This is a genomic window from Bacillus cereus group sp. BfR-BA-01310 (assembly GCF_022664325.1).
Classification (GTDB): domain Bacteria; phylum Bacillota; class Bacilli; order Bacillales; family Bacillaceae_G; genus Bacillus_A; species Bacillus_A paramycoides.
The window spans coordinates 108,698-121,156 of the sequence record NZ_JAKUHD010000009.1 but is presented as its reverse complement, the minus strand read 5'-3'; the positions used below and the strand labels follow the sequence as shown (position 1 = coordinate 121,156).

Sequence of the window (12,459 nt, the reverse complement as noted above, 5' to 3'; positions counted from 1 at the left end):
TGCTCCTTCTTTATTTTTTTCTCCATTTTTTCCACAAATAAAACAATCCGATACAACCTGCAATTGTTATAATCCACTTCGCTTCATTTGTTCCGTTCATAACTTGGTATGCCGAATATACTTCGATCAATAAGGCCGGTATTTTACCTATTGTACTGGCAATACTGAAGGAGAGTAATGACATATTCCCTAGAGCTGCAAATAAAGTGACGATGCTTGATGGGATGAAAGGTATCAACCGAAACGATAGAACGAGTAGGAAGGCTTCTTTACCTTCTACATAAAGGAGGCGTTCTACTTGTGGGTACTTATTTACTTTATTGTGAGTGAATTTTTGAAGGCCTAAGCGATAAATATAAAACGAGATAATAGCTCCTAACGCTTCGCCAACGATTGAAATAATAGTTCCGTTAGTTAAACCGAAAAGCTGTATGTTAATAGCGGTCAAAAAGATGCTTGGAATAACCCCTAATAAGCTAATAACAACATTGATTAAGAGACTAAGTGGTATTGCAATTGAGTAATATTCCATTAAGAAGTTTTGAATCGTTTCTGCCATAGTTATAAGATCCTTTATCTTTTTTTTGCATTACACCATATTTCTATAGTATAGGCAAGTGGAAATTTACATAATATAGATATTTGTTGATAAAACACCACTAGTATACCTTATAAGGGTATTGGGTATATAAAACGAGGGGTATATTTATTGGTTTTATAAAGTTTGAATAAATCCTTTGAATAAAGGGATTATCGAGTGTGTGTAGGGTAGATTTTTTTCGGGAAATAATTTGAAATTTAGTGGGGTATATTTTAAAAAAGTGCAAAAACGTTGGATTTGATGAAATTAGGCCAGTGAGTTTAGAAAATGAATGAGAAATTGTAAAAAAGTACAATTGTGTAGTAAAGATGTGGTTTAGTATGTATAGAAATAAGTGTAGATATTTAAAATTTGCATGTTTTTTCTATGCGAAATTGACTTTTAATGAAGTTACGATAATAATCATGGAAGAGGTGATATGATGAAACGAATAAGCAGTCTTTTCTTGAGTAGTTTATTGGCATTCATGCTGATCTTAAGTGGATGTGCAGGAAAAGAACAAAAAACAGAGAAACAAACAGGGAATCAAGCTACGTCAGTAGAGAAAATTAGTGATAATATTTTAGATGAAATGGAAGGGCCACCTAAAAATGGTCATACGATTGAAAGGCATGTAGGCAAATCAGAAGAGGATTTGAAGAATCGTTTGAAGACAGATAAAGTATCAGCAGCAAGTACATACTACGATAAAGAAACAGCGACGAAAGCTGTAAAAGATAGTTTGAAGCAACACGATAAGGAAATTCAGGACTGGTTGAAAAATTCTAAAGAGGCTCGTCTTGTATTAAATACAACTCATTCATTCCCGGTTGGAAAAACGGTAATAAAGAAAAATATGAATGTAAAAGACAAGTTAGTAAAAACTGTTACTGTTTTAGCGAGAGATAAGTCAGGAGAATTAGGATTTAAGATTGTTACTTCTTATCCATCTGACAAATAAGAAGGGGGAGTAAACATGTATACGACATTACAATATTTTCTCAAATCGTATTGTACGTTAAGCATCCATGAGAATGAAATAGTAAGTGTGATGGAAGAGTTTCTAGATCAAGAAGAAGAAGAAATTGTTTTGAAATTACGCGATGAATTAGTAAATATGAAGAAAAAGAACGAGTGGGAAGCAGCATGCGTATTAGCTGCGAAGCAAGGAAATCGTATGTGGTCTTTAGAAGAAACGAAAGACCATCTTGAAACTTTTTTACTATTATTGCAAAAGAAAAAGGCGTGAGTAATCACGTCTTTTTATATACGCTTTTTGAAATTTGTCCATTTGAGATTACTTCACCGTTTTGTGTTACTTTTTTATATGTCACAGCCGTAATTTTATCGCCAGTCTCACTAATCACTTTAGAAGAAACGTCCACATCTTTCCCAGTAGCTGTACCGAAAATGCGTGCAGTAATACTACCTCCATTTGAAAAGGCTTGAATGTAAATATAATTCCCAGTATTGTTTTTAAATTTTAAATCAGGTCCATAATCTGCCACTGCTGCATCTTGGCCAAGTGGTAAGTAATGTACAGGCATAGAATGGTTGCTTCGAGCTACAATTCCTAAGTCAGCTCTTAAAGCTGCGCTATATAATGTGCTACTTACTTGGCAAACTCCCCCGCCAGCACTTTGTATAACTTTACCTTGCAAGTATACAGCTGCGGATTTATACCCATGTGCAGCATCAGTTACGCCAACGCGTCCGTTAAAACTAAATGTTTCATCAGGTGCTACAATAGCTCCACTTAAAGTATTAGCTGACTTATTTACGTTAAAAGATTGACTTCCATTACGGCCAGCCATTGGAGTAGAATATTCAGCAATGACTTCTTTAATCCCCATTTTCTGTATATCTTCTGTAGACCGTTCTGGTTTTATTAGTGTAACCGGTAATAAAACATCTGATTTACCAGTAGTAATAGCTTGCTTCGTTAAATCAGTTAATTTTCCTTTATCAATTTTTTCCCCATTTTGACTTTGACTAATATTTACTGTTGAACCTTCCACACTTAATTCTGCATTAACAGGATTTTTTAATGTTTCATTATATTTATCTTTTATAAAGGCTTCATAAGCTGTTGTATTTAATTGTGGTGTTAATTTATAGTCGCGTTTTATTTCCCCATTTTCAGCTTGCTTGCGCATTTTGTAACGATTCATTACGGTTCCTTCTTGTTCTTTAAAGATTTTGTCGACAATATCTTTCTCTTTATAATCGATCCCTAAATCTTTCCATGTGTAAGTTTGTTTATCGTTTTGGAATGAGTAGTTAAGAGATTTTTGATTTAATTCATTCACCTTTTGATTAACAATTTCTTGTATATCTGCTTTATTTTTTCCATCAAGAGAAATACCTTCAAATGTAGTGTTTGGTAGTGCAGTTGTATCTAATTGATTATTTAGTTTGGATACATATTGATATCCACCAACGCCACCTACACAAAGTAATATGCCACCAGCAATAGCGGAGCCGATTAGTATTTTGCTTAGCTTCATTTATTTCCCCCCAGAAATTTATGTATAAATATATGTATTACATTTTTTGTATAAAAATGATGAAAATAACATTATGTATGTACTAGTATACTATTATTTTTACTGTGTGTGTAATGTTTTCATAAAAAACGTTACACTGTTGTAATAATTGTCTCTTTTTGTCACAATATGCATGCGAAATATGTTGAAAGTTATAATAAAAAGGCTGCTTAGAAAAATCTAGCAGCCTTTTTATTATAATTTTTTATGCTCATTTTTATTCGTAACACCAAGATGTTCTTGTAGTGTTGTCGATATATCCTGAACGCTTTTTTCGTTCGGAACGTAATAATAAATACCACCTATATATTTATCAGTACCTTCTACTTGTAGCTTATCTATTTTTAATTTTGAATCCATTGAATTTTTGGCAATAGCCATCATATCATCAAAAGCTAAATTTGTTTTTAAGTCGTTATCGACAGCATCTAATAAGCTTCCGATTTTATTAATGGAATTGAGCGATAGTGCTTTTTCGGCAATAGCTTCCAAAACAAGTTGTTGTCGTTGACCACGCATATAATCACTATCAATATGACGAGTTCTAGCTAGTGCAAGTGCTTCTTCTCCATTTAAATGTTGGCGTCCTTTTTTGAGGTGAATAGCATTTGCTTCGTCGCTACTATTTTGTTCTGTGAACTCAACTGGAACGTCGACAGTAATACCTCCAAGGGAATCAACAATATTGATAAAGGATTTGAAATTAAATTTTACATAGTAATCCACTGGGACATCTAAAAAATTTTCCACTGTATCAATTGTACTGTCTACACCACCAAATACGTGTGCATGTGTAATTTTATCATATTTATCACGTGATTTAATGTAAACACGTGAGTCACGTGGAATGCTGACAAGTTTAACGGATTTATCATTTTTATTAATTGTTGCAAGTAATAAAGCGTCCGTACGAGTTGCTTTTCCGTAATCTTTTTCCCTGATATCACTTTCATCTACACCCATGATAAGAACAGAAATATTGTCAGTCATAGGTTTAACAGCTTTTTCACGTTTGCTGGATTTATCTCCTCGGCCCAATTCAGAATAGGCGTTGCTTAAGACAGATTTTGCTTTACTATATATGTGGAAGGAGTAACCTCCTGCTCCCATTGCTACAATAAGTAATGGAATAAGAATGAACCAAAGTAGGCGTTTTTTCTTTGAACGTCCTTTTGTGGCTCGAGTTTCTTTGTTCATGTCGGATTTCATCATTTTTTCTCCTTTAAAACAATCAAAGTGTATACATCTAGAAGCGTATTAAAACACATAAAAAAATATTGTACGCTAAATAAAAGGGATTGTACATGTATAAAAAATAGATGTCTTGATTATTTATAAGACACCTATTCGTTATTGTATACAAAAGATAAGAATAAGAAAATGATAAAATTTTACCTAATTACAGCATAATACTTACAATAATCGCAGATAAAATACTAACAAGAGTAGCTCCGTATAATAATTTTAGACCAAATCGGGCAACGACATTTCCTTGTTCTTCGTTTAATCCTTTTACCGCACCTGAGATAATTCCAATGGAAGAGAAGTTGGCAAAAGAAACGAGGAAGACAGAAATAATACCAACTGTACGGATAGAGAGAGTACTGGAAATTTTGCTAAGATCCATCATTGCTACGAATTCATTTGTTACAAGTTTAGTTGCCATAATGCTACCAGCTATGACAATTTCAGAACTTGGTACGCCGATAAGGAATGCGATTGGAGCGAATACATAACCTATTAGTTGTTGGAAAGTAATGCCGAATATAACGAGGAATAGGTCATTAATGCAACTCATTAATGCGACGAATCCAATAAGCATAGCGCCGACGACAATTGCTACGCGAAAACCATCGAGGATGTATTCTCCAAGCATTTCAAAAAAGCTTTGCTTTTCACCTTTTATTTCCAAAATATCTTCATCATCGTTAACGTCATAGGGGTTAATAATGAGTACGATAATAAAACCGCTAAATAAATTGAGAACGAGTGCGGTTACTACATATTTTGGTTCAATCATCGTCATATAGGCACCGACAATGGACATAGATACTGTGGACATAGCAGAGGCGCAAAGTGTATAAAGTCGATGTTTTGGGATTTGAGCTAATTGTTTTTTTACCGTAATAAAAACTTCTGATTGACCGACAATAGCAGAAGCGATGGCATTGTAAGATTCTAATTTCCCAAGACCATTTATTTTACTGAGAAAGAAACCAATCCAATGAATAAAGAATGGCAGTATTTTGAAATGTTGTAATATACCAATTAAGACGGAAATAAAGACAATCGGTAATAACACGTTAAGGAAAAATGGCATTTCTCCTTTGTTTGCAAGACCGCCAAATACAAAGTTTATACCGGATGCAGCGTAGTCGAGTAACTTTGTAAATAAATTAGAAATTATCGTAATAAGTACGAGGCCGATTTCTGTATTTAATAATAAATAGGTTAAAATTAACTGTATAATAAGCATGATGAAAATTGGTTTGAATTTAATATGTTTTTTATTGTTACTAGCAATATAGGCAAGGAAAAAAATAACGATAAGTCCGACGAAAAAAGTGATAAATTTCATAATAAGCCCCCTAAAAGAGATATTCTGATATATATGTTTTTCAATTAAAGGGAGAATATGCATGTTTAGTAAAGAGAGGAATAAAAGAATCATGAACATATGTAGAGTACATCACGTTGCAATTATTTGTTCAAATTATGAAGTGTCAAAGGATTTTTATACGAGAATATTAGGTTTTAAAGCGATAAATGAAGTATACAGAAAGGAACGAAATTCTTATAAGTTAGATTTATGTGTAGGAGAAGAGTATCAAATTGAATTATTTTCATTCCAAAGTCCACCGAAGCGTCAAAGCTTTCCAGAGGCCGCTGGACTTAGACATTTAGCCTTTGCTGTTACTGATATAGAAGAAGCTGTTAAACATTTAAATCAATGCGGGGTTGAGACAGAATTGATACGTGTTGATGAAATAACGGGAAAAAAATTCGTCTTTTTCCAAGACCCCGACAGTTTACCATTAGAACTGTATGAAAGCTGAAAATTGGTGAATTTTATATGGGGTTGCTTTCAAGTAAATGAAGAAACTAAAGTGAAACTTCTTTTTTAAAGGAGGTGTAACTTTAGCTAAGAAAGCTAAAGGACATACGTGGATATTTTAAAATTATTGATGGTAGCTATTCTTATAGCATTAACAGGTTTCTTTGTTGCTATAGAATTTGCAATTATAAAGGTACGTAGCAGTCGTATCGATCAACTTGTTATTGAAAAAAGACGAGGAGCATTAGCAGCTAAAAAAGTAACTTCAAATTTAGATGAATATTTATCGGCATGTCAGCTAGGTATTACGATTACTGCTTTAGGGCTTGGGTGGTTAGGAGAGCCGACGATTAAACATTTACTTGAACCACTGTTTTTTAAAATGCATCTATCTTCCGCAATTGCAAGTACGATTTCATTTATTATTGCATTTGCAGTTATTACATTTTTACATGTTGTCATTGGTGAACTTGCTCCAAAGACGTTCGCTATCCAAAAAGCAGAGCAAGTTAGTTTATTATTAGCACAACCGCTTATTTATTTTTACCGGGTTATGTATCCATTTATATGGACTTTAAATGGCTCGGCCCGACTTGTGACAGGCTTATTTGGCTTACATCCTGCTTCTGAACATGAAGTAGCGCATTCAGAAGAGGAACTAAGATTAATCTTATCTGAAAGTTATGAGAGTGGTGAGATTAATCAAACAGAATTTAAATATGTAAATAACATCTTTGAATTCGATAATAGAGTAGCAAAGGAAATTATGGTACCTCGTACTGAAGTTGTTGGTCTATATGAGGATGAGCCATTTGAGACACATATTAAAGTAATCGCACAAGAAAAGTACACGAGATATCCTGTACTTGGTGAAGATAAAGATGAAATTATTGGGATGGTTAATGTAAAGGACTTATTTATTCGTTATATGGATGGGAATCGAGATGAAGAGTGCTCAATTACACCGTATACACGGCCGGTTATTGAAGTGTTAGAAAATATCCCGATTCATGATTTATTATTACAAATGCAAAGAAGGCGAATACCATTAGCTGTATTATATGATGAATATGGTGGTACAGCAGGGATTGTCACACTAGAAGATATCTTAGAGGAAATTGTTGGAGAAATCCGAGATGAATACGATGAAGATGAGGCTCCACCTATAGAACATATAAGTGAAGTATGTAAAATCGTAGAGGGGAAAGTACTTATTAGCGAAGTAAATGATTTATTTGGTATACATCTAGTCGCGGATGATGTTGATACAATTGGTGGTTGGATTATGATGCAAAAGCAAATCGTTGCTGAGGGGGACATTATTGAGAAACATGGCATTCAGTTCAAAGTTCTTGAAAAGGATATGCATCAAATTAAGCGAGTGGAAATAAAGAAAATAGAGGAATGAATGGGCTTTCTATCATGTAGCCTTTAATAAAAGGGATATATAGAAAATTAAATGTTTGCGCTTTCAAAAAAGGTGCTATATAGTGAAGGTGGATGATGAAGAATTCTTCTTATAATACTCGTATTTTTATAGGGGGAATTTTCAAATAAGGATTTAGAATGAAAAGTATAGGTGATGAAAAATGATAGCAACGAAGGATATACGTATCGAAAAAGATTTTTTAGGTGAAAAGGAAGTACCGAATGTAGCTTATTACGGCGTACAAACGTTACGTGCTGTAGAGAACTTTCCGATTACAGGGTATCGCATTCATCCGTCACTCATTACAGCGATGGCAATTGTGAAAAAAGCGGCGGCACTCGCAAATATGGACACAGGATATTTAGCTAAAGATATCGGACAAGAAATTGCAGAAGCTGCACAAGAGATTGTTGATGGAAAGTTCCATGATCAGTTTATCGTAGATCCGATTCAGGGCGGGGCAGGGACTTCAATTAATATGAATACAAATGAAGTCATTGCTAACAGAGCGCTAGAGCGCATGGGATATGAAAAAGGTGAGTATAAGAAAATTAGCCCAAATACCCATGTGAATATGGCACAATCGACAAATGATGCGTTCCCAACGGGGATTCATATTGCAACTCTTATGATGCTAAAAGAACTACTTGTTACAATGGAAGAACTTCATTCTGCTTTTCGTGATAAGGCAAAAGAGTTTGATCACGTAATTAAAATGGGGCGTACACATTTGCAAGATGCAGTTCCAATTCGTCTGGGACAAGAATTTGAAGCGTATAGCCGAGTGCTTGAGCGTGATATAAAAAGAATTAAACAGTCTCGTCAACATTTATATGAAGTGAATATGGGAGCGACAGCTGTTGGCACAGGATTAAATGCAAATCCTACTTACATTGAACAAGTGGTAAAACATTTACGAACATTTAGTGGATTCCCACTTGTTGGTGCAGAGCACTTGGTTGATGCAACGCAAAATACAGATGCATACACAGAAGTATCTGCAGCGCTAAAAGTATGTATGATGAATATGTCTAAAATTGCAAACGATCTTCGCATTATGGCATCTGGTCCACGTGTTGGATTGGCTGAGATTCAATTACCAGCTCGTCAGCCGGGTTCATCTATTATGCCAGGTAAAGTAAATCCAGTTATGGCAGAAGTAATTAACCAAGTCGCTTTCCAAGTAATCGGAAACGATCATACAATTTGCTTAGCGTCAGAAGCAGGACAATTAGAGTTAAACGTAATGGAGCCTGTACTTGTATTTAATTTAATTCAATCTATCAGTATTATGAATAACGGATTCCGTGTATTCCGTGAATATTGTATTAAAGGAATTACAGCGAATGAAGAGTTGCTGAAGCAATATGTTGAGAAAAGTGTTGGGATTATTACAGCGGTTAATCCTCATATTGGCTATGAAGCAGCATCTCGTATTGCACGTGAAGCAATTGAAACAGGAAAATCTGTTAGGGAGTTATGTTTAGAACATGGTGTACTGACAGCTGAAGAATTGGATATTATTTTGGATCCATATGAAATGACGCATCCTGAAATTGCTGGAGCTTCTTTATTAAAGAATAAAGTGAAACTTTAATCAGTGGGGGGGGTTGTTCATCCCTCCACTGATTATTAGTTGAACCAATCGGGCGTTTACGGGCAGTTGATCTCCCGCCTAACTTCTTTGCTCCATCCGACCTTTGGGTGGGAGTCTTACTGCCCGTTAATGCGGGATAAAAAAATGTAATGTAAAAAACACCGATCCGTTTGGATCGGTGTTTTATTTTTAAAAGATATTAAATACAGAATTTAATTGAAGTAAGCTAATAATAGCTAAGAAGATTAAACTATATTTCATCACTATTTTAAATAGAGCAGATTCTTTACCAACTAGTCCAACTGCCGCACAAGCAACTGCTACAGATTGTGGTGAAACCATTTTTGCTATTGTACCACCAACTACGTTTAATGAAACGAGAGTAGATGGAACGATGTTTAATTGGTCTGCAGTTACTGCTTGAAGTGGTGCGAATAGTGAACCACTAGATACTACTGAACCTGTAATGAATACGCCAATCCATCCTAAGATGGGAGAAAGAATAGGGAATGCATTTCCAGTAGAAGAGAATGCAAGTCCAAGTGTAGATGACATACCAGAGTAGTTCTCTACATAAGCTAAAGCGATAACGCTACAAATTGTATATACTGGAACTTTTAATTCTTTTATTGTTTCAATCATTAATTCTTTGATCATTTTGCCGTTTACACGGTAGACGATAAGTGAAACGATAATTGCTAATACAATCGCAGTAGTTGTAGAAGAGAATACATCTAGTTTGAAAATAGCTGCGAAAGGTGTATCAGCTTTTGTGATTGGTGCAGTTTTTATAACTTGATTATGAAGACCAGGGAATTGAATGTTAAATACTAAGTTTGCCAATGGACCATTCGGAGCAAATAAAGCTTTAATTGGTTTTAAATTAAAGATTGTTACAAATGCAGTTAAGAATACGAATGGAGACCAAGCATATAAAATTTGATTGAATGTATGAGATTCTTTTTCTTCTTGTTTTTCTTCTTTAGCAGAAGATTTTGGTTGCCAAACACGTAAGAATAATGCAAGAGCGACCATACTTACGACTGCTGCGAAAATATTAGTAAGTTCAGCGCCTAAGAAGTAAGTTACAAGGAACTGAGTAATTGCGAAAGAAACACCACTTACAAGAATACCTTGCCAAGTTTCTTTAATACCTTTAATTCCATCGACCATTGAAACAAGTAAGAACGGTAAAATAACGCTAATGAATGGCAAAATGTAAACTGCTTGACGACCGACAGTTAATGCATCTAGCCCAGTTAATTGTGCAGGTACTGTAACTGGAATACCCATAGCACCCATAGCACCACCAGCGATATTAGCTACTAAGCAAATACCTGCTGCTTTTAATGGATTAAAGCCCATACCTACAAGTAATGCAGCTGTAATAGCAACTGGAACACCGAAACCAGCTGCGCCTTCTAAGAAAGCACCGAAAGAATAAGCGATTAATAATACTTGTAAACGTTGATCATTTGTAATACTTGAAATGCTATCACGAATGACATTGAATTGTTCTGTTTTAACAGTTAATTTGTAAAGGAAGATAGCTGCGATAACGATAGTACAAATTGGATAAAATCCAGATAAAACCCCGAATCCGGCAGATGCTACTGCTGCAGTTGCAGGCATTTTATAAACAAATATTGCAAGGATAATAGCAATAATTACACTGTAAAGACCAGCGATGTAACCTTTCATTTTGAATCCCACTAAACAAATGATGAAGCAGAAAATTGGAAGTGCTGCGATTAGTGCAGATAACCAAATATTGTTTAATGGGTCATAAATTTGTGTCCAAGTACTCATAATAATGACAACTCCTATCTATTATATGTGAAGAAATTCACATTATTTGTGAAACTATTCACAATCAACTTACATGCTTAGTATATTCTCCTTCAACACTATTGTCAACGTAAAAAAGTATAATTATTCCATAATAGTGTTAAAAGTAAAATTTTGTTCATAAAGTAGACAAAAAGCGTACTCAAATCGATTTGAGTACGCTTTTATAAATTATTTGCATATTCTTTCATTTTTTCATATGTCATTGGTCCTACATGCTTATATTGAATGACACCTTTTGTATCAATAATAAAAGATGTTGGAATGCTGATGATTTGATATGCGGCACCTGCTTGTCCTTTCTGATCTAATAGGACGGGGAAAGTGTATTTGTTTTCTTTAAGAAATTGTTTTACATTACTCGGATCTTTTTCAGTAGCTGTGGCATTTACAGCGACAATTTCAATCCCTTTATCCTTTGTATCATGATAAAACTTTTCCATATCAGGCATTTCTATTTTGCATGGACCACACCAACTTGCCCAAAAGTTTAATATTACTTTTTTTCCTCTATAGTCTGTAAGATGAACTTCTTGACCATTTGTTGTTTCTAGGAGGAAATTAGGGGCGATATTACCAATTTCAGTTCCAATGGGAATGTTTGATTCTGAATTTATATCTTCTTTTTTGTCTAATAGGAAGTTATGGATAATAGTCCAGCCAATTGCAATACTAATGAAAATAACAATAAACCACTTTTTAATATTACATCCTCCTCCTTACTTAAATTTCCTTTTTATCGTAACAAAGAGGTTAAATATGGTCAAATTACTTTACGATAGGTTATCAATTATGGACGGTATTTTACAATATCATTACTGTACATTTCAGTAAGGTGAAAATATAACAAAAAGGCTGATAAATCAACATTTGCAAGCAAAGTACTACTATCCCTTTGTTTTGCTTTTTCTTTATATCATATAGTATAATATTCAAAATCAGCAGGGATTTTTTCCAGAACTGTGTGCTGATAAAAGGAGGAAAAATTTTTCAGCATTATAGGTTGATAAAGTTATGTCGTAACAGGAAATATAAGAACAGATATATAAATAAATAATAAGAAAATAAAAACGAAAATGAGGGGAACTTTATGAACCAAAATCAATTTGACTGTCGTATTTCAGAAGAAGACGTACAGATGTTAAGAGCATTAGCTCATCCACTTCGTCTACGTCTAGTAATGGAACTAATGCAACGTGGAACATGTAATGTAACACAATTACAAGAGGTATTAGAAATCCCACAATCAACTGTTTCACAGCATTTAACGAAACTAAAGCAAAATAAAGTAGTGCGCTTTGAGAGACGCGGGTTAGAAGTGTATTATCAAATTCATAACGATAAAGTAAGTGAAGTAGTAAAAACATTATTTTCTTAATTTTTGAATATTATGGAAAAAAGACG

General features: G+C 34.2%; 12 protein-coding genes. 6 read left to right on the top strand and 6 right to left on the bottom strand.

From position 1 onward, the window contains the following. Positions 1-10 precede the first annotated feature (10 nt). On the bottom strand, positions 11-559 hold the full coding sequence (locus MR109_RS18495) for a TVP38/TMEM64 family protein (RefSeq protein ID WP_242273454.1): 549 nt from the start codon (positions 557-559) through the stop codon (positions 11-13). A 463-nt stretch (positions 560-1,022) separates the two neighbouring features. Between MR109_RS18495 and MR109_RS18490 the strand changes: the two genes are divergently transcribed. Beyond that, positions 1,023-1,541, top strand: coding sequence for an RNase A-like domain-containing lipoprotein (locus tag MR109_RS18490; RefSeq protein WP_141548693.1), 519 nt, complete (start codon positions 1,023-1,025; stop codon positions 1,539-1,541). Positions 1,542-1,556: 15 nt separating this feature from the next. After that, the gene (locus MR109_RS18485) at positions 1,557-1,829 is read left to right on the top strand and encodes a hypothetical protein (RefSeq protein ID WP_002174824.1); all 273 of its coding nucleotides are present in this window, start codon (positions 1,557-1,559) and stop codon (positions 1,827-1,829) included. Between the two features lie 4 nt (positions 1,830-1,833). Here the strand turns inward: MR109_RS18485 and MR109_RS18480 are convergent, their stop codons facing one another. The 3 genes from MR109_RS18480 to MR109_RS18470 all read right to left on the bottom strand — a co-directional run bounded on the left by MR109_RS18480 (position 1,834) and on the right by MR109_RS18470 (position 5,704). Further along, positions 1,834-3,087 (bottom strand): VanW family protein, encoded by a 1,254-nt coding sequence (locus MR109_RS18480; protein ID WP_071717542.1) that lies wholly within the window; start codon positions 3,085-3,087, stop codon positions 1,834-1,836. A 234-nt stretch (positions 3,088-3,321) separates the two neighbouring features. Further along, positions 3,322-4,338 (bottom strand): LCP family glycopolymer transferase, encoded by a 1,017-nt coding sequence (locus tag MR109_RS18475; RefSeq protein ID WP_141548694.1) that lies wholly within the window; start codon positions 4,336-4,338, stop codon positions 3,322-3,324. Positions 4,339-4,525: 187 nt separating this feature from the next. Next, entirely contained in the window at positions 4,526-5,704 is a 1,179-nt protein-coding gene (locus tag MR109_RS18470) for a NupC/NupG family nucleoside CNT transporter (RefSeq protein WP_098473945.1), read from the bottom strand. Between the two features lie 91 nt (positions 5,705-5,795). Between MR109_RS18470 and gloA2 the strand changes: the two genes are divergently transcribed. The 3 genes from gloA2 to aspA all read left to right on the top strand — a co-directional run bounded on the left by gloA2 (position 5,796) and on the right by aspA (position 9,207). Then, entirely contained in the window at positions 5,796-6,182 is a 387-nt protein-coding gene (gene gloA2 / locus MR109_RS18465) for an SMU1112c/YaeR family gloxylase I-like metalloprotein (RefSeq protein WP_025149778.1), read from the top strand. 108 nt (positions 6,183-6,290) lie between these two features. Then, entirely contained in the window at positions 6,291-7,589 is a 1,299-nt protein-coding gene (locus MR109_RS18460) for a hemolysin family protein (RefSeq protein WP_048370695.1), read from the top strand. 181 nt (positions 7,590-7,770) lie between these two features. After that, on the top strand, positions 7,771-9,207 hold the full coding sequence (gene aspA / locus MR109_RS18455) for an aspartate ammonia-lyase (RefSeq protein WP_098306217.1): 1,437 nt from the start codon (positions 7,771-7,773) through the stop codon (positions 9,205-9,207). Positions 9,208-9,396: 189 nt separating this feature from the next. Here aspA and MR109_RS18450 read toward each other — a convergent pair whose 3' ends face one another. Together MR109_RS18450 and MR109_RS18445 are read right to left on the bottom strand one after the other, a co-directional pair. Continuing rightward, positions 9,397-11,016, bottom strand: a complete 1,620-nt coding sequence (locus MR109_RS18450; RefSeq protein WP_048370699.1) for a lactate permease LctP family transporter — start codon at positions 11,014-11,016, stop codon at positions 9,397-9,399. 203 nt (positions 11,017-11,219) lie between these two features. Then, positions 11,220-11,627, bottom strand: coding sequence for a TlpA disulfide reductase family protein (locus MR109_RS18445; protein WP_071717546.1), 408 nt, complete (start codon positions 11,625-11,627; stop codon positions 11,220-11,222). A 518-nt stretch (positions 11,628-12,145) separates the two neighbouring features. On the opposite strand from MR109_RS18445, the gene MR109_RS18440 reads away from it, so the two are divergent. Beyond that, entirely contained in the window at positions 12,146-12,433 is a 288-nt protein-coding gene (locus MR109_RS18440; protein ID WP_001075217.1) for an ArsR/SmtB family transcription factor, read from the top strand. The last annotated feature ends 26 nt before the right edge of the window (positions 12,434-12,459 follow it).